General features: G+C 67.3%; 19 protein-coding genes and 1 pseudogene. 9 read left to right on the plus strand and 11 right to left on the minus strand.

What is annotated here, in order from left to right; translation table 11 throughout:
- The first annotated feature begins 99 nt into the window (after positions 1 to 99).
- The 4 genes from ACWEVR_RS25605 to ACWEVR_RS25620 all read left to right on the plus strand — a co-directional run bounded on the left by ACWEVR_RS25605 (position 100) and on the right by ACWEVR_RS25620 (position 2990).
- Positions 100 to 519, plus strand: a complete 420-nt coding sequence (locus ACWEVR_RS25605; RefSeq protein WP_452469032.1) for a hypothetical protein — start codon at positions 100 to 102, stop codon at positions 517 to 519.
- A gap of 70 nt (positions 520 to 589) precedes the next feature.
- Complete coding sequence (locus ACWEVR_RS25610) at positions 590 to 988, plus strand: DUF4870 domain-containing protein (protein WP_225281089.1); 399 nt, start codon at positions 590 to 592, stop codon at positions 986 to 988.
- Positions 989 to 1386: 398 nt separating this feature from the next.
- A complete protein-coding gene (locus ACWEVR_RS25615) occupies positions 1387 to 2628 on the plus strand; it encodes an oxygenase MpaB family protein (RefSeq protein WP_452469033.1) in 1242 nt (413 codons plus the stop codon).
- Positions 2629 to 2654: 26 nt separating this feature from the next.
- Entirely contained in the window at positions 2655 to 2990 is a 336-nt protein-coding gene (locus tag ACWEVR_RS25620) for a hypothetical protein (protein ID WP_452469034.1), read from the plus strand.
- A 27-nt stretch (positions 2991 to 3017) separates the two neighbouring features.
- Here ACWEVR_RS25620 and ACWEVR_RS25625 read toward each other — a convergent pair whose 3' ends face one another.
- Together ACWEVR_RS25625 and ACWEVR_RS25630 are read right to left on the minus strand one after the other, a co-directional pair.
- Positions 3018 to 3419, minus strand: coding sequence for a hypothetical protein (locus ACWEVR_RS25625; protein ID WP_452469134.1), 402 nt, complete (start codon positions 3417 to 3419; stop codon positions 3018 to 3020).
- Positions 3420 to 3599 (minus strand): annotated as a pseudogene (locus ACWEVR_RS25630) (TetR family transcriptional regulator); the annotation flags it as partial.
- Positions 3600 to 3676: 77 nt separating this feature from the next.
- Here ACWEVR_RS25630 and ACWEVR_RS25635 point away from each other — a divergent pair.
- Positions 3677 to 4060 (plus strand): nuclear transport factor 2 family protein, encoded by a 384-nt coding sequence (locus tag ACWEVR_RS25635; RefSeq protein ID WP_452469035.1) that lies wholly within the window; start codon positions 3677 to 3679, stop codon positions 4058 to 4060.
- 10 nt (positions 4061 to 4070) lie between these two features.
- Here the strand turns inward: ACWEVR_RS25635 and ACWEVR_RS25640 are convergent, their stop codons facing one another.
- Together ACWEVR_RS25640 and ACWEVR_RS25645 are read right to left on the minus strand one after the other, a co-directional pair.
- Positions 4071 to 4733: a response regulator gene (locus ACWEVR_RS25640; protein ID WP_452469036.1), complete on the minus strand. Its 663-nt coding sequence runs from the start codon at positions 4731 to 4733 to the stop codon at positions 4071 to 4073.
- The gene (locus ACWEVR_RS25645) at positions 4730 to 5818 is read right to left on the minus strand and encodes a sensor histidine kinase (RefSeq protein WP_452469037.1); all 1089 of its coding nucleotides are present in this window, start codon (positions 5816 to 5818) and stop codon (positions 4730 to 4732) included. Before ACWEVR_RS25645 ends, ACWEVR_RS25640 begins: the two co-directional genes overlap by 4 nt.
- A 528-nt stretch (positions 5819 to 6346) precedes the next feature.
- Between ACWEVR_RS25645 and ACWEVR_RS25650 the strand changes: the two genes are divergently transcribed.
- Positions 6347 to 6736 (plus strand): DUF6223 family protein, encoded by a 390-nt coding sequence (locus ACWEVR_RS25650; protein WP_452469038.1) that lies wholly within the window; start codon positions 6347 to 6349, stop codon positions 6734 to 6736.
- Positions 6737 to 6760: 24 nt separating this feature from the next.
- Here the strand turns inward: ACWEVR_RS25650 and ACWEVR_RS25655 are convergent, their stop codons facing one another.
- The 3 genes from ACWEVR_RS25655 to ACWEVR_RS25665 are packed head-to-tail and all read right to left on the minus strand — an operon-like array spanning position 6761 to position 8745.
- Positions 6761 to 7387, minus strand: a complete 627-nt coding sequence (locus ACWEVR_RS25655; protein WP_439263417.1) for an MBL fold metallo-hydrolase — start codon at positions 7385 to 7387, stop codon at positions 6761 to 6763.
- Positions 7384 to 8469 (minus strand): S-(hydroxymethyl)mycothiol dehydrogenase, encoded by a 1086-nt coding sequence (locus ACWEVR_RS25660; RefSeq protein ID WP_452469039.1) that lies wholly within the window; start codon positions 8467 to 8469, stop codon positions 7384 to 7386. The genes ACWEVR_RS25655 and ACWEVR_RS25660 overlap by 4 nt, the downstream gene beginning before the upstream one ends.
- A gap of 57 nt (positions 8470 to 8526) precedes the next feature.
- Entirely contained in the window at positions 8527 to 8745 is a 219-nt protein-coding gene (locus tag ACWEVR_RS25665; RefSeq protein ID WP_452469040.1) for a three-helix bundle dimerization domain-containing protein, read from the minus strand.
- 175 nt (positions 8746 to 8920) lie between these two features.
- Here ACWEVR_RS25665 and ACWEVR_RS25670 point away from each other — a divergent pair, with 175 nt between their 5' ends.
- On the plus strand, positions 8921 to 10069 hold the full coding sequence (locus ACWEVR_RS25670) for an RNA-guided endonuclease InsQ/TnpB family protein (RefSeq protein ID WP_357151752.1): 1149 nt from the start codon (positions 8921 to 8923) through the stop codon (positions 10067 to 10069).
- 91 nt (positions 10070 to 10160) lie between these two features.
- Here ACWEVR_RS25670 and ACWEVR_RS25675 read toward each other — a convergent pair whose 3' ends face one another.
- On the minus strand, positions 10161 to 11030 hold the full coding sequence (locus ACWEVR_RS25675; RefSeq protein ID WP_452469041.1) for a hypothetical protein: 870 nt from the start codon (positions 11028 to 11030) through the stop codon (positions 10161 to 10163).
- Between the two features lie 210 nt (positions 11031 to 11240).
- On the opposite strand from ACWEVR_RS25675, the gene ACWEVR_RS25680 reads away from it, so the two are divergent.
- Positions 11241 to 11519, plus strand: a complete 279-nt coding sequence (locus ACWEVR_RS25680) for a hypothetical protein (RefSeq protein ID WP_452469042.1) — start codon at positions 11241 to 11243, stop codon at positions 11517 to 11519.
- Positions 11520 to 11538: 19 nt separating this feature from the next.
- Here the strand turns inward: ACWEVR_RS25680 and ACWEVR_RS25685 are convergent, their stop codons facing one another.
- The gene (locus ACWEVR_RS25685; RefSeq protein ID WP_452469043.1) at positions 11539 to 12183 is read right to left on the minus strand and encodes a TetR/AcrR family transcriptional regulator; all 645 of its coding nucleotides are present in this window, start codon (positions 12181 to 12183) and stop codon (positions 11539 to 11541) included.
- 146 nt (positions 12184 to 12329) lie between these two features.
- On the opposite strand from ACWEVR_RS25685, the gene ACWEVR_RS25690 reads away from it, so the two are divergent.
- Positions 12330 to 14363 carry a CocE/NonD family hydrolase gene (locus tag ACWEVR_RS25690; protein ID WP_452469044.1) on the plus strand — a complete coding sequence of 678 codons (2034 nt, stop codon included), beginning with the start codon at positions 12330 to 12332 and terminating at the stop codon, positions 14361 to 14363.
- Here ACWEVR_RS25690 and ACWEVR_RS25695 read toward each other — a convergent pair whose 3' ends face one another.
- On the minus strand, positions 14364 to 14981 hold the full coding sequence (locus ACWEVR_RS25695; protein ID WP_452469045.1) for a UdgX family uracil-DNA binding protein: 618 nt from the start codon (positions 14979 to 14981) through the stop codon (positions 14364 to 14366).
- A complete protein-coding gene (locus ACWEVR_RS25700) occupies positions 14978 to 15757 on the minus strand; it encodes a DUF72 domain-containing protein (RefSeq protein ID WP_452469046.1) in 780 nt (259 codons plus the stop codon). Before ACWEVR_RS25700 ends, ACWEVR_RS25695 begins: the two co-directional genes overlap by 4 nt.
- Positions 15758 to 15760 lie beyond the last annotated feature (3 nt).

A 15760-nucleotide genomic window follows, 5' to 3' on the forward strand; every position in this document is an offset into this window, starting at 1 on the left:
AGGGGCAACTCCATGAAAGCCATACCCGGCACTCCCGGGTGCTGGAAAGCCTATGGCAGCCAGTGGCTTACAGCACCCACGAAGAAAGGTAAGGACACCATGACCGCCACCGATCGCGCCGTGTCCGTCAAAGACCCCGGCTACCAAGCTTTCTGGGCTCTGCGTCTGGGTTTCGGCATCCTGCCGATCCTGTTCGGCATCGACAAGTTCACCACCCTCCTCACCGCCGATTGGACCCGCTATCTCGCCGGCTCGTTCGACACCCTCGCCCCCGGTGACGCGAACACCGCCGTGCAGATCGTCGGCGTGATCGAAATAGTCGCGGGCATCGCGGTTCTGCTGCTGCCCCGGCTCGGTGCCCCGCTCGTCGCGGTCTGGCTGGGCGCGATCATCGTCGACCTGCTGATGGTCGGCGGCTACGGGGACATCGCCCTGCGCGACTTCGGCCTCATGGCGGCGGCCCTGGTTCTCACCCGGCTGGCCTGGGCCTACCCGAACGGACTGCCCGCCCGACCCTGAACCTCCCGCGACCTGGGGTTTTATCGAAAGTTGGGATCGGTAGGCGGCGGGGGCGCCGTCTACTGAACCCATGACATCTTCTCAGCTCCCCCCGAACCAGTCCCCTTCCACCGGCCTGGACAAGAAGACCAGTGCGATCCTGTCGTACGCGCTGGGCTGGTTGACCGGAATCATCTTCCTCTTCGTGGGAAAGAACGATCCCGACGTGAAATTCCATGCCGCACAGTCGATCGTCTTCTTCGGCGCCGTCTCGGTGCTCAACATCGTGCTGAGTATCGCCGGCTCGCTCCTCGGGGCCCTGGGGATCATCTTCAGCCTCGCCGGCCTCGCGCTCGGGGTCTTCGCCCTCGTCGTCTGGATCATGGCCATGGTCGGGGCGAACAACAAGGGTGGTGTCCGTGCCGAACTTCCCATCGTCGGAAAGTTCACGGCTCCCTACGCCGATCAGCTGGCCGGCTCGATCAAGTAGCCGCGTAGCCGAAGCGACCACGGTACCCAGAAGCCGACGGCCCGAGTCCCATCTCGGGCCGTCGGCATGAGGGCGTCCGGCCATATGTGACTGACTGTTTCGGACGATAGTGGGCGTAATCGACGGTTGTGCGCAGCGGCCGACTCCGGTGCGCAAGGCCGTCGCAGCTCGCAACCATGGTGTCGAAAATATGGCTGGAACAGGTTGTATTCGGAGAAGTTACGGTCAAATGGCCCGCTGAGGTCAGGGATCGAGCGGCCCTGACCGCCGTCGGCAAAACACCTGCATAGCGTCGATCGTCGCTGTTAAGTTAATACTCATTCCGCGCATGCTCGGGCTGCCCGAATCGGTCGTTCCCTGCGGTCGCGGTGTGCTTGTACTCGACGAGGAGTGACGCAATGGATGGACTCAACAGGCGTGATGCGCTGAAAGCTGGTGGCGTCCTCGGGGCGCTGGGGGCGTTGGGGTTAGCGACGACGGCGCGGGCGGAGCCGTGGAGTTGGTCGCCGGAGGAATCGGTCGCCGGGTCGGGGTCGGGGGTCGACCCGTTGACGGTGTGGGACCCGGAGGCCGACGGCGTGGTCGCGCGGTTGATCGAGAGCGGCCAGGTGCCGCGGGTCAACGAACTGCTGCGCACCTGGACGCGCAACGGTCAGCCCCTGCCCGACGGATTGCCCTCGGAGCTGCGGGATTTCATGGAATACGCGCGGCGAATGCCGCAGTGGACCGATTACGGGAAGCTGAACACCGCGATCGAGTTCAACAAGAAGCGCGGGCTGTATCTCGGTGTGCTGTACGGGTTCGCCAGCGGGATGATGAGCACCGTCATCCCGAAGGAGGCACGCTCGGTCTACTACTCCAAGGGCGGGCACGACCTCGAGGACCGTATCTCCAAGACCGCCAAACTCGGCTACGACATCGGTAGCAACAATGCCTATGCCGCCGACGGCGAAATGATCATCACCTGCGTGAAGACCCGTCTGGTTCACGCGGCGGTTCGGCATCTGCTGCCGCAGTCGCCGCACTGGGTGCAATCGGCCGAAGAGGACGTGCCGATCAGCCAGAACGACATCATGGTCACCTGGCACAGCCTGCCGACGACGGTGATGAAGCACCTCGACAACTGGAAGGTGCCGATCCCGCACCACGAATCCGAAGCGTTCCTGCATTCCTGGCAGGTGGCCGCGCACATGCTCGGCGTGCGCGACGAATACATCCCGAAGTCGTGGCCCGCCGCCAATTCCCAAGCGGCACAGGTGCTCGACCCGATTCTGGAGGCCACCCCGGAGGGCGCCAAACTCGCCGACCGGTTGCTGAGTCTCGGCGCCAATATCGACCTGGCCATTCTCACCAAGCCGGTGCTCGGCTCGTTCACCCGGTTTCTGCTCGGTGACAAGATCGCCGACGGCCTCGCCATCCCGCGTGAGCCCGTCTGGGATCCGCTGTTGCGGTTCAGTTGGGGCCCGTTCATCGCGGTCCGTGAGGGCGTGCTCGGTGCCGTCCCACCGGTAGGTGACGCTTATTGGTTGCTCGACGAGTTCCTGCGCAAGGCGGCGCTGACCTATCTGGCCGAATTGCGCCTGCCGATCAGCATCGAGATCCCCACGATGAACCGCGACATGAGCGTTCCCCCACGCTGATCCGCCCGTACCGCCCGAGGAGCATTATGCGTACCACCCTCCGCCTCACCGCCGCCGCGATCGTCGCGACCGGCGTACTCACCGCGACGGCCACCGCCGCCGCGAAACCGGCGCCGATCGCCACCGAATCCGAAACCGGTTCGTCCGCAGCCGATGCCGGCTCCGCGGCAGCGCAGTCGGCGGTCTATCTGGCTCAGAACGGCGACCTGATTGGCCTCATCGTCCTGCTCGGCATCACACCCTTCCAGATACTGACCAGCGGAATCTGCGACCTCGCCACCATGTCGTCGCTCTACAGCCCGTGCTCACCGGGGCGCGCCCACTACACCGTGGCGAACCCGGATTCCCTGCCGGACAGCTGAATAGATTCGACCGCCGCCGGACGTGACTCACCGTGAACCGGCGGCGGTCAATCGGAGCACGCTGTCGCGCAACGCCGTCTCTGCCTCGGGCTGTGTCATTCTTCCGGCTCGTACCTCGTCACCGGCGGCGTGGGAAACACCGACGATCGCGGCTACCAGCCACTGGGCCGGCGCGGTGGCGTCGAACTCGCCTGCCTGTTGGCCGCGGATCACGAGCCCGAGCAGTCGGTCGTTGACGGGAGCCTGCTGCTTCTCGTCCCGTTCACGCGCGAACGCGCCGACGTGGTAGCTGAGGGGAGCGGCGCGGAAGAACTTCCACCCCACGTCGAGCATCCGCAGCAATGCGTCGGTGGGTGACCCGTTGTCGAGGTCGGCCGCGAGTATTGCCTCGGTAGCTCGGGCAGTCGTGTGATCGACGACGGCATTCATGAGGTCGTCCCGAGAAACGAAGTGCGCGTAGACCGTTTGGCGTGTCACACCGGCGGCTGCGGCGATGGCAGCCATGCCTGCGTCGGGCTGTGTCGCGAGCAGTCGGGTCGCGGCGTCAAGGATCGCCGCTCTGCTGCGCGTGGCGTCCGCGCGCCGCTTCGGTTGCCGGATTCCGGTCAAAGTCTTACACCCTTGTCAAAGTTGTTTCATCGTGCGTAACCTTTACAGCGTTGTAAGAATTCTACGTCTGGAGTGCCGTGACCCCTGTCCCGCCCCGTTCGCCCGAGCAGTTCATCGCCGACTTCTACACCCGGTTCACCGCGGCGGCGTTGAACATCGACAACGATCCGGCCGAGGTGATCGACCGGTTCCACACACCTGATGCCGTGCAGGTGGCCGACGGGATCAGGATCGACCGCGACCGCTTGATCGCCCACCTGCGTCCGGTGCGAAAGAACCTGCGCGAGTACCGGTTCGAGGTCCACGAGGCAGTCGCGCAGGGTGATCGGATCGCCGCCCGGATGACCATTCACGCGACGATGCGCACCACGGGGCCGGTCACCACAGAGGTCTTCCTCTTCGGTGAATTCACGCGGGACGGCAGGATGCGCCGGCTCGAGCAGCTGACCAGAGCGGCCTGATCGGTCGGTGTCAGTGGTTGCGGGGAGTTATCAGGCCGGATTCGTAGGCGAAGACGACGAGTTGGGCTCGGTCCCGGGCGTGGAGTTTGGTCATGGCCCGGTTGAGGTGGGTTTTGGCGGTGTGGGGACTGATGAACATCTGGCTGGCGATGTCGTCGTTGGACAGGCCACGGGCGGCCAGGGCTACGGCTTCGCGTTCGCGGGTGGTGAGTTCTTCCAGTCCGGAACCCATTGGGGGAGTGACTGGTTCGGTGACGTAACGGGCGATGAGTCGCCGGGTGATGGATGGAGCGAGCAGGGCGTCGCCGCGAGCGGCTACCCGGATGGCGTGCAGGAAGTCCTCGGGCTCGATGTCTTTGACGAGGAAACCGGCTGCCCCCGCGCGGAGTGCTTCGAACACGTAGTCGTCGAGGCCGTAGTTCGTGAGGATGACCACGTGCACGCCGGCGAGGGCGGGGTCGGCGGCGATTCGGCGGGTCGCCTCTATGCCGTCGACGTGCGGCATTTGAATGTCGACGAGCGCGATATCGGGCAGGTGCGCCCGGGCCAGGTCGACACCTTCGCCACCGTCACCGGCCTCGGCGACCACCTCGATATCGTCCTCGATGTCGAGCAGGGCGCGGAACCCGCTGCGGATCAGGGGCTGGTCGTCGACCAGAAGAACGCGAATCATGTTCGCTCCAAGGGTAATTCGGCGTGCACGACGAAACCGCCGGTCGGTAGTGGCCCGGTATGCAGGCGTCCACCCAGTGCGGTGACCCGCTCACGCATGCCGAGAAGCCCGACCCCGCCCGTGCCGGTGGGTGCGGCACGGCCGTTGTCCTCGACGTCGATGACGAGACCGTTCGCCCGGTAGTCGACGCGGACCGTCGCGGTGGTCGCGCCGGCGTGGCGGGCGGTATTGGTGAGTGCTTCCTGCACGATGCGGTACACGGTTCGGTCGACGGCCGCCGGCACGTCCGTGCGGTCGCCCTCGACGGTCAACGAGGTGTCCACTCCGGCCGCGCGGGCGCGTTCCAGCAGGTCGTCGAGGTGGGCGAGGCCGGGGCGTGGTGTCTCGTCGTCGCGCAGCGCGGTCAGGGTCGCCCGCAGTTCGCGGGCAGCTTCCCGGCCTGCGTCCCGGATGGCGAGGAGGGCGGCGGGCACGTCCTCGCCGCGCTTGCGTGCCACGTGCACGGCGGCTTCGGACTGCACCTTGATCACCGAGATCTGGTGGGTGAGCGAGTCGTGCAGCTCGCGGGCGATGTGCAGGCGTTCCTCGTCGGCCCGGCGGCGCGCGGTCTCCTCGCGCGTGCGTTCGGCTTCGTCGGCGCGGCGCTCGGCCTGCCGCAGGGCCTCACCGGCCGCGCCCGCCGCGATCAACCAGGCGAGTTCGAGTGCGTCGCGACCGCGAGCGAGGGCCGCGGCGGTGTCGTGCAGGGTGATCATGGCGGCCAGCGGCAACGCCACGATCAAGGCGACCGAAGCGACCGCCGTCACGAGATGATGCCCGGCGCGCACCGCGAAGTACACCGCGAACAGGAACGCCACAACGGGTACGTCGAAGCCGAGCGCCTGATAACCCACCGCGCACAAACCGGTCGCCACCAGCACGGCCACCGGCGCGCGCCGACGCCCGGCCAAGGTGAGGCCGCCGATGACGAGCAGGGCGTAGCCCAGCCACTCCGGGCTGCCGTGCGCCCGGCTCACCCCGGTGACCAGCAGCGCCACCGCCACACCGACGGCGACCACCCAGTCGACCACCCGTGCCCTGCTCATCCGTGCACCCTAGCCCGGACCAGTCGTCGACCGCGTCGTCCGGCAGGGTGACTCGTCGACTACCACGAACGCGGTACTCCGAGCGAAGAACGGTCCCGCCCCGCCCCGCCGGTACCGCATCCGCAGCATCACGAATTGTCCACTGCGGCATGACGACTGACCCCTGTTGTTCGGCCATTCTTGAACTGATCGCCGACGACCTCCGGCACGAAGCGGGCGGCGACGGCGGCATATCGGCGCGGTGGACGATATCGCTAGCCCGCCGGCGCACTCCAAGAACCGATCACCACCACCCGCGGCGGTTGGACGCTCCTCGACATCCGGGGAGGTCGATGGTGGCACATCGGCTCGTGGGCTGCGCCGCTCGTGCCAGGCGTACTCCGAAGCAGGTCGATCGTCGCCACGCGGTGATTCCGCCTCCGGTTCGCCGTCGGCGATCGGCCGGTGCCGCGTCCACATCGATTTCGGCGCGAGCAACGACCGCTCGGTCGTGCATCGCACTGACACGTCCACACGAAGGAGAACAGCATGCCTACCTCGATTCGCACCCTGACCGCACTCGCTGTCACCGCCCCGCTTGCCCTCGGCGCGGCCGCACCCGCTTCGGCGACGACCGCGCTCGCCGCGTCCGACGGCATGAGTTCCGGTCGACTCGTCGCGTCTTCGGCCGCGATCATCGGCCTGCTCGGTGTGCTCGCGGGTGGCTGGGCGCTGGCCCGACCGGCCGCTACCAGAGCGGTATTCGCTCTGGTAGCGGGACTGATCGCCATCGTCGGTGGCGCCTGGGTGGTCGCCACGGCCGAAGGAGGACTAGGCACCGGGAACGGTCTCGGCGGGGGTGTCGTAGCGATTGTTTTCGGGCTGGCGAGCGCGGTCGTCGGCGGGCTTTCGCTCGCCCGCTCCCGCCGCGTCGGCTGACGCGGGGGCCTTCCTCGCCCGAACTCAGTGACCTCGCGCGATCCACTCCGCGAGCGATGGTTTCTCCGCGCCGATCGTCGTGCTGTCACCGTGGCCGGTGTTGACCGTCGTGTCCTCCGGGAGAGTGAGCAAACGGTCTCGGATCGAATCGATGATCGTGTCGAAATCGGAGAAGGATCGCCCGGTCGCTCCGGGCCCACCGGAGAACAGGGTGTCTCCGGTGAAGAGGGCAGCGAGGTCAGGGGCGTACAGGGAGACCGAACCGGGGGAGTGGCCCGGGGTGTGCAGTATGTCGATGTCGGTGCCCGCCACCGTGATTCGGTCGGTGCCGTCGAGGGAGCGGTAGCCGACGGACGGGTGGGTCATCCGCCACAGCGGTTCGTCGCCGGGGTGCAGGAGGATGGGGGCGTCCAGGCGGGCGGCCAGGTCGGGGGCGACGGTGACGTGGTCGTTGTGACCGTGCGTGCACAGGATCGCGGTGACGTTCCGGTTGCCGACGGCGGCGGCGATGGCGTCGGCGTCGTGGGCGGCGTCGATCACGAGTACCTCGTCGTCGTCACCGATCAGCCACACATTGTTGTCGACGTCCCAGGTGCCCCCGTCGAGGCTGAAAGTGCCGGAGGTGACGACCTTTTCGATGCGGGCGCTCACCAGACCACCACCGAGCGCAGCACGCGGCCCTCGCCCATGGCGGCGAAGGACGCCTCGACGTCGTCGATGCCGATGCGTTCGGTGACGAACCGGTCCAGTGGCAATCGGCCCTGCCGGTACAGGTCGATGAGCATGGGGAAGTCGCGTTCGGGCAGGCAGTCGCCGTACCACGACGATTTCAGCGAACCGCCGTGCGAGAACAGGTCGATCAGTGGCATGTCGAGGCTCATGTCCGGGGTCGGGACGCCGACGAGCACCACGGTGCCCGCGAGATCGCGACCGTAGAACGCCTGCTTCCAGGTCTCCGGCCTGCCGACCGCGTCGATCACCACGTCCGCACCGAAACCGTCGGTGAGGTCTTTGATCTGTTCCACCACGTCGCCGCTGGTGGCGTCGATCGTGTGTGTGGCGCCGAAATCCTTGGCCCACTCCAGCTTCCGCGCATCGCGGTCGATCGCGATGATGGTGCCCGCGCCCGCGAGATTCGCACCGGCGATCGCGGCGTCACCCACACCACCGCAGCCGATCACGGCGACGCTGTCGCCGCGCGAGACCGAACCGGTGTTCATGGCGGCGCCGATACCGGCCATCACGCCGCAGCCGAGCAGGCCCGCGACAGCCGGGTCGGTGCCGGGATCGACTCGCGTGCACTGCTTTTCGTGTACCAGCGTCTTGTCGGCGAAGGCGCCGATACCCAGTGCCGGGGTGAGCGGGGTGCCGTCGGCGAGCGTCATCGGGACGCTCGCGTTGTGGGTGTCGAAGCAGTACCACGGGCGGCCCCGCCGACACGCACGGCACTCACCGCAGACCGCGCGCCAGTTGAGGACGACGAAATCGCCCTCGGCCACGTGGGTTACCGCCTCGCCGATCGATTCGACGACACCGGCCGCCTCGTGCCCGAGCAGGAACGGGAACTCGTCGTTGATCCCGCCCTCGCGGTAGTGCAGATCGGTGTGGCACACCCCGCACGCCTGCACCCGGACCACCACATCGTGCGGTCCCGGGTCGGGAATCACGATGTCGACGGTTTCCACGGGTGCGTTCTTCGTGAGAGCGACGACACCGCGCACTGATTCAGGCATGCGGACCTCCTAATGGTTTGCGTGGTGGCCTCCACGCTAGCCGGGCCCGCGCCGGATTCAATCCGGGATCGGCGGAATGTCCCCGGTCGGCGTGCCGAGCTCGTCCTTCACGTGGTGCTCGACGAGCAGGGGAACGTAGTCGCGCACCTGTGCCGATCCGAAATGCTGGTAGGTCTCGCGCACGATGTCGGTGATCTCTTCGGGGGGAATTGTCGGGTACCGGATGGTCAACCGTTCGATGACCTCGTCGAGTTGCTGCTGCTCGTGAGTAGTCATATCGGTGGGTTACCCGATCCGAGCACCGGGCAACAGCTGATCCCAGGTCGCCTTGTGCGTCGTTCTCGATGGCGGTGGTGGCTCACAGTCGAATCCTCACCCACTGCCAGCATGATGTCGGTAATGCGGGCAGATGCCGATCGCGAAGACTCGGTGCCGGTCTACGCTGTGGTTTGTGCAGCTCCGGTACAACTTCCGCGTCTACCCGACGCCGCGCCAGCGCAACGCGCTGGCACGGGCGTTCGGGTGCGCACGGGTTGTCTTCAACGACGGGTTGGCTGTCCGTCAGGCGGCATTCGAACAGGGCAAGCAGCGTATCTCGGACGCGGAGTTATCGAAGCGGTTGACGCTGGCGAAGAAGGATCCGGAACGTGCCTGGCTCGGTGAGGTGTCGTCGGTGGTGTTGCAGCAGGCGTTGGCCGACCTGAACACCGCCTACCGCAACTTTTTTCAGTCGGTTGCCGGAAAGCGTCGAGGTGCGCCGGTTGCGCCCCCGCGGTTTCGGTCCCGCAAGGACTCTCGGCAGTCGATCCGTTTTACGCGCAACGCGCGTTTTGCGGTGACGGCCGGTAGGAAGCTGCGGTTGCCGAAGGTCGGCGAGTTGAAGGTTGCCTGGTCGCGGGAGTTGCCGTCGGATCCGTCGTCGGTCACGGTCACCCGCGACAGCGCTGGCCGGTACTTCGCGTCGTTCGTCATAATCACCGACGATCAGGCGTTGCCCCCGACCGAGGCCGAGGTGGGTATCGACCTGGGGTTGGCGACGTTCGCGGTGCTGTCGGATGGCACGACGATCACCAGTGCGAGGTTTCTGCGTCAGGCCGAACGCCGACTCGCCAAGGCTGCGCGGAATCTTTCGCGCAAGCAGAAAGGCAGCAGCAACCGGGCCAAGGCTCGGGTCAAGGTGGCTCGCGCGCACGCGAGGGTGGCCGATGCACGCCGGGATTGGGCGCATAAGCACTCGACACGGATCATTCGCGACAACCAAGCGGTGTATGTGGAGGACTTGTGCATCAAGGGACTGGCGCGCACGCGGTTGGCCAAGTCGGTCCACGATGCCGGGTGGGGCATGTTCGTTCGCATGCTCGAGCAGAAAGCTGCCCGGTACGGGCGGGCCTTCGGCAGAGTGAATCGCTGGTTTCCCTCGACCCGGCTCTGCTCGGCGTGCGGGGTAGTTGGTGAGGCCAAGCCGCTGCATGTGCGTGAATGGACCTGCGCCTGTGGTGTCACTCACGACCGCGATCTCAACGCGGCACGAAACATCCTCGCGGCCGGACGGGCCGAGAGGCTAAACGCCTGCGGAGGGACGGTAAGTCCCGCCGCGTAAGCGGACGGCACGTCCCTGTGAAACAGGAACCCACCGACAGCGCCCAGGAGGGTGCTCGTAGGAATCTCCACCCTTCAAGATGGAGAGGACGTCAATTCTCGTCGAAAACCAGATCGGTCGGCGGGTGGGTGAGGCGAACCGTTGACCCGTCGATCACGGTGATCGCGTCCAAGCCGGTGGTGGAGTGGCCGGTGGAGATGATGAAGAAACGGTCGGCAGCCTGCGCGAGGAAGGCGGGGAAGCCGTCGAGGGAGAGGTCGCCGTCGCCGAGTTCGAGGTAGTCGGCGAGGCGGCGGAACAACTTCGGCAGCACGACGATGTCGTCGGACAGGGAACTCGGCGAGGTGATGGCGGCACCGGTCGTGGTGGCGTCGGCAGCCCACACGCCGAGCGAAGGGGCCGCCGCGGCCTCCGACACCGCGGTGAACTCCGCGCGCAGGGCGGGGAACAGGCTGCGATAGAACGTGGGATAGGCCAGACCGGTCGCCAGCTGATGGTGGTTGAGAGTGAGCCGGAGCAGCGCCACGTCGACGAATATCTCGGCACCGGAGCTGCCCGGTGCGGGCCCCCGCCCGGCGAACGCCACGCACCGGCCGTGCAGATCGGCGCCGCGAGTGAGGATGAAACCGGGCACCTCGGCCTGGTCGGTGCTGGTCACGGTCTCGCTGTCGTTGCGGACCACGCCGGTGAAGCCGAGCCATGCCAGCAACTCGTCGGCCGCGGCGCGCGCCGGCGGCAACGGCTGATGCGTGCGGGTGCCGTGGCGGGGCGTGTAATGCGTCTCGAGGGAGTCGATGCCGTCCAGCCGCAACTGGGCGGCACCCGAGGCATTGCGTTTGACCCGGTGCGGGCCGCCGACGCGGTCCCACAGGGCCGGATCGTCGGGACGAAACCGCACCGAATCACCGTCGGGCGCAGCGCCTTTGGCAACGAAGACACCGGAGATCAGCAGAAAGGGCATCGCGGGTCCTTCGGCTCGGCTGGATCGCACAGAACGGCGCGGGCGTGGCCCAAGTCTCGACTCGCCTTGCCGAACAAGGCAATACGGCGAACGCGATGGTCGCCCGCTGTTCATCCCGGCGCTACCGGCACCCGTGCCCCGGCCGGACCCGAGGCGGAAGCCATTCACTTGCTTTCCGCTCGACCGATGTAGGCGGGTGCGAGCAGACTGTTGTACGGCCCGATCGCCGCCGACGCGGTGCTCTGGGCGGCCCTGACGAGACGGGTCGACCGCGCCTTCGTCCTCCAGCTCGTGGGATTCGTCCTGTTCACCGCCACAGCCGTATTCGCCCAGCACGCCGACCTCGGCGCGGCCCGCATCGCGGTCGCCGCGGGCTGGATCGCGCACGGCCTGTGGGACTACGGGCATCGTCGCGCCGACCGCACCGTCGCCCGGTCGTTCGCCGAATTTGCGGCCTGGTGGATGTTCTTGTCGGGCTCGCCGTGCTGACGGTGCCCTGAGCCGGCCGCTATGGGCTGAGGCGTTCCAGCACCGCGCCGACCACCAGGCACGCGCTGTCGACCACGTCACCGATCGGCTGCCGGTAGTCCGACAGCACCCACTGCTGGGCAATGATGACGATCGCCCCGACCAGCCCGAGCAGCACCGTGCGCACGCTCACCGCGGCATGCGCGTCGTGGTCGACGTGTGGGGTGAGCAGGGCGAGGCAGATGTCGACCAGCGCGTCGAGCACATCGCGGTAAGCCCGGTCGACGGCGGGACTCACGCCGAGGATCTCGAAGAAGGCGATGCGCGGCACGCGCGGGTCGTCGTGGATGAGCTGGAAGTAGGCGGCCAGCGCCACCCGGACCTGAGTCGTCACCTCGGTGTCGGCCGTGCTGATGCCCGCGTGGATCGACTCGATCATCCGCGCCGCGATCTCGCGGTACACCTCGAGCAGCAAATCCTCACTGTCGCTGAAGGATTCGTAGAAGTATCGCTTCCCGACGCCGGCGGCCGCGCAAATCGTGGTCACCGTGGTGTTGCGGTAGCCCTCGGTGCCGAAGGCCTCGGTGGCGGCTTCGATGAGCCGGGCACGGCGTTCCTGCTGGCGTTGCCCGGGAGCGGCGCCCCGGTACCGGCGACCGTCGGCGTCGAATCCGGGCGCAGTCACAGGGGTGATTGTGTCAGGTCGGGATGATGACGCTGGTCGGCGGGCGGCGGAGAGCACATCGTTGCGATCGCGTGTGACACAGGCTACGTTACTTTCCGGTACGGGAACGACACGGTTCCCGATAGCGGGAGGGCTGACGTCGAGGTATGGGCAAATATCGTGGGCGACTGGCGGCGCTGATGGCGTCGGTCGTCGTATTGGCAGGTGCGGTGGCATCCGCGCCGATGGGTTCGGCCGCCCCGGCCGCCGAGGGGCTCGATGCCCAGTTCGTGGCAACCCATACCGGGCCCCAGCAGTACCCCAACGTTTTCATCGAGTGGGACGTCCCCATCACGATGAGCGACGGCACGGTATTGAAAGCCAACGTCTATCACCCCGCCGGTGCCGACGGTCAACCCATCGCCGAACCCACGCCGACGATCGTCAATATGACGCCCTACACCAAGCTGGTGTCCAATATCGCGGACTCGGCGCTCGCGGTGCCCGGCCTGTCGGATCTGCTGATGCCGGTCCTGCAGAACCTCGACTTCTCGCCGTTCGGCTTCAGCAGCCTCAGCGACATGATGAAGGCGCTGCCCGGCGGCGCCGCGCGCACCTTCGGTGTCGACCGCAATTTGATCCGCGGTGGATACACCCAGGTGGTCGTCGACGTGCGTGGCACCGGATTCTCGCAGGGCACCTGGCAGGTGTTCGGTGAACGCGAGCAGCTCGACGGTGTCGAGGTGGTGGACTGGGCGTCGAAACAGCGCTGGTCCGACGGCAAGATCGGGATGAGCGGCATCTCCTATTCGGGGATCAACCAGCTGCACACCGCTCAGCGTCAGCCCGAGGCACTGAAGGCGATCTTCCCGGTGGTGCCCGGTAGCGACCTGATCCGCGATGTCGCCGCTCCCGGTGGCGCGCTCGGTGTCGGCTTCATCCCCGCCTGGCTGCTCGCGGTCGACGGCGCCAAATTGCTGCCCGACATGGTGTCGATCCTCGCGGGCAAGTTCGACTGGGTGTGGCTGGCCGACCGGGTGCGCGACCCGTTCACCTTCTTCAATGTGCTCATCGCCGCGCTGACCACCCCGACCGTCGAGCAGATCCCGCCGGAGATGTCGGCGATCCTCGACGACGATTCGGCGCTGCGCACCGCATGGGTCGGGCAGCCGGAGAAGGTGCAGGTGCCCGCGTTCCTCTACGGCGGGTGGCACGACATCTTCACCTACTCGACCCCGCGCATCTACAACGCGCTCGATGTGCCCGCCGAGCAGAAGAAGCTCATCATGGGCAACGTGTACCACGTGACCGTGAGCTCGGGACTCGGTCAGCCGGGTGCGCCCGCGCCGCTCGAGGCTCTGCAGCGCGCGTGGTTCGACAAGTGGCTCAAGGGCATCGACAACGGCATCGACCGGTACGACCCGGTGACGCTGTGGCAGCAGGGCAGCGAGCAGTGGACCACCGATGTGGCGTTCCCGCGCCCCGGCATGGAGTACCGCCGGATGTATCTGGACGCCGCGTCGTCGGGGACCGCGCCCGGTGCCCGTCACGACGGCAGTCTGGTCACCGCTCCCGGTGGGGCGCAGCGTCTTTCGGTGGATCCGAGTTTGTCGACGATCTGTTCGCGTGATGCCGCACAGGGCACCGCCGGACTCGTTCCGCTGCCGGATGTGTGTGCCAAGGACGCCCGGATCAGCGAGGGTGCCGCGCTCACCTTCACCACCGCGCCGGTCGACAAGCCGACGCGGATCTCCGGGGCGATCGCCGCGCACCTGAACACGGTGCTCGACACCACCGACGGGTACTGGACCGTCACCGTCAATGATGTGGCGCCGGACGGACGTTCGACGGTCTGGTCGCAGGGTCAGCTGATGGCATCGCTGCGGGCGATCGACGAGGCCAAGTCTACCCGTTCGCCCAACGGCGACTACACCGACCCGTACCCCATCCTCACGCTCGACACCCGTCAGCCGACGGTTCCGGGTGAGCCGACGACCATCGAGATCGGCATCCGCGCCACCGACGGTGTGCTGCTGCCCGGCCACCGCCTGCGCGTCGACGTGTTCGCGGGCAACTTCCCCAGCGCGATCCCGCTGCGGCCGTTGCTGAACGAGAGCGGCCTGCGGACCCAGCACCTCGAGCTCGACCCGGCGCGGCCGAGCTGGATCAATGTGCCGATGGATGTCGATCCCGGCTGGTGATCAGGCCCGCTCGAACAGGTGGGTCAGGTCGTCGACGAACTCGGCGTAGGCCTGGGTGCGGTCGGTTGCCCGCAGCACCGAGGACGGGTGCACCGTCGCGCCGACCCGGAAATGGTCGAGTTCGACCGTGCGGCCACGCAATTCGGTGACCTTGGCCTTCGGGCCGAGCACCGATTGCGCGGCGATGGCGCCGAGGCAGATCACGAGTTCCGGTGCGATGAGGTCCAATTCGCGGGTGAGCCAGGGTGCGCAGGCGACGATCTCGGTGCGGCGGGGTTGCTGGTGGATGCGGCGTTTGCCGCGCTGCTCGAAGCGGAAGTGCTTCACCGCGTTCGTGAGGTAGAGCGTTTTCCGGTCGACGCCGATGTCGTCGAGCGCGCGGTCGAGCAGTCGTCCGGCCGGTCCGACGAACGGGTGGCCGTCGAGGTCTTCCTCGTTGCCGGGTTGTTCACCGATCAGGACGGTGCTCGCGTGCGGTGCGCCCTCGCCGAACACCGTCTGGGTGGCGTCGCGATACAGGTCGCAACCGTGGCAGGCGTCGGCGGCGGCCGCGAGGGTGGCCAGGTCGTCGGTGCTGGGCACGTACTCGGCCGCACCGGGGTATTTGGTCGTGGTCATGAGGCGGCTCGTTGGGGGGACAGGTCCGGCACGCGGGTCACCTCGGCGCCCGCGCCCTCGGCCAGGTGGGCGAAGGTGACGGCGTCGCGCACGGCCGCCCCGCCGGGGTCGTTGTTGAAGTAGACGTAGCAGTCGGCGTCGGCCGGAAAAGTGTCGAGCAGGCGGTGCACCCAACCGTTCAACGCCTGCCTGCCGTAGTGCGGCGGTGGGTTGGCGCGACCGGCGTGCAGGCGGAGATACGCCCAATCGGTGGTGCGCCACAGTGGCGTCACCGGCCGGGAATCACGGTCCGCCCAGGACAGCGCCGCTCCACGTGCGCACAGGACATCGCGGATCTCGTCGGTCCACCACGATTCGTGTCTGGGTTCCACCGCCACCCGCACCGAAGACGGGAAACAGCGCAGACAGTCGTCGAGCAGGCTCGCGTCGGCGCGCAGGGTGGGTGGCAGTTGCAACAGGATCGGGCCGAGCCGGTCGCCGAGGCCCTCGGCCCGATCGAGCAGGCGCTGCACCGGTTCCTCCGGCTCGCGCAGTCGTTTGATGTGGGTGAGGAAGCGGCTGGCCTTCACCGCGACAACGAAGTCCGCGGGCGTGCGCTCGCGCCACGCGGCGAAGGTTTCCCGGCTCGGCAGCCGGTAGAAGGCGTTGTTGGATTCCACCGTCGCGAAGGCCTGCGCGAAGTGCTCGAGCCAGCTCCGCATCGGCAGCCCCTGCGGATACAGCACACCGCGCCAGTCACGGTATTGCCAGCCCGAGGTACCTATTCGCAGGGGCATCGC

The organism is Nocardia sp. NPDC003979, assembly GCF_053605015.1.

Bases quoted from the DNA above. Each gene is read 5' to 3' on its own strand.
- ACWEVR_RS25605 (WP_452469032.1), top strand. From the start codon at position 100: ATGACCGCCACCGATCGCGCCGTGTCCGTCAAAGACCCCGGCTACCAA.
- ACWEVR_RS25610 (WP_225281089.1), top strand. From the start codon at position 590: ATGACATCTTCTCAGCTCCCCCCGAACCAGTCCCCTTCCACCGGCCTG.
- ACWEVR_RS25615 (WP_452469033.1), top strand. From the start codon at position 1,387: ATGGATGGACTCAACAGGCGTGATGCGCTGAAAGCTGGTGGCGTCCTC.
- ACWEVR_RS25620 (WP_452469034.1), top strand. From the start codon at position 2,655: ATGCGTACCACCCTCCGCCTCACCGCCGCCGCGATCGTCGCGACCGGC.
- ACWEVR_RS25625 (WP_452469134.1), bottom strand. From the start codon at position 3,419: ATGAATGCCGTCGTCGATCACACGACTGCCCGAGCTACCGAGGCAATA.
- ACWEVR_RS25640 (WP_452469036.1), bottom strand. From the start codon at position 4,733: ATGATTCGCGTTCTTCTGGTCGACGACCAGCCCCTGATCCGCAGCGGG.
- ACWEVR_RS25645 (WP_452469037.1), bottom strand. From the start codon at position 5,818: ATGAGCAGGGCACGGGTGGTCGACTGGGTGGTCGCCGTCGGTGTGGCG.
- ACWEVR_RS25650 (WP_452469038.1), top strand. From the start codon at position 6,347: ATGCCTACCTCGATTCGCACCCTGACCGCACTCGCTGTCACCGCCCCG.
- ACWEVR_RS25660 (WP_452469039.1), bottom strand. From the start codon at position 8,469: ATGCCTGAATCAGTGCGCGGTGTCGTCGCTCTCACGAAGAACGCACCC.
- ACWEVR_RS25665 (WP_452469040.1), bottom strand. From the start codon at position 8,745: ATGACTACTCACGAGCAGCAGCAACTCGACGAGGTCATCGAACGGTTG.
- ACWEVR_RS25675 (WP_452469041.1), bottom strand. From the start codon at position 11,030: ATGCCCTTTCTGCTGATCTCCGGTGTCTTCGTTGCCAAAGGCGCTGCG.
- ACWEVR_RS25690 (WP_452469044.1), top strand. From the start codon at position 12,330: ATGGGCAAATATCGTGGGCGACTGGCGGCGCTGATGGCGTCGGTCGTC.
- ACWEVR_RS25695 (WP_452469045.1), bottom strand. From the start codon at position 14,981: ATGACCACGACCAAATACCCCGGTGCGGCCGAGTACGTGCCCAGCACC.
- ACWEVR_RS25700 (WP_452469046.1), bottom strand. From the start codon at position 15,757: ATGCCCCTGCGAATAGGTACCTCGGGCTGGCAATACCGTGACTGGCGC.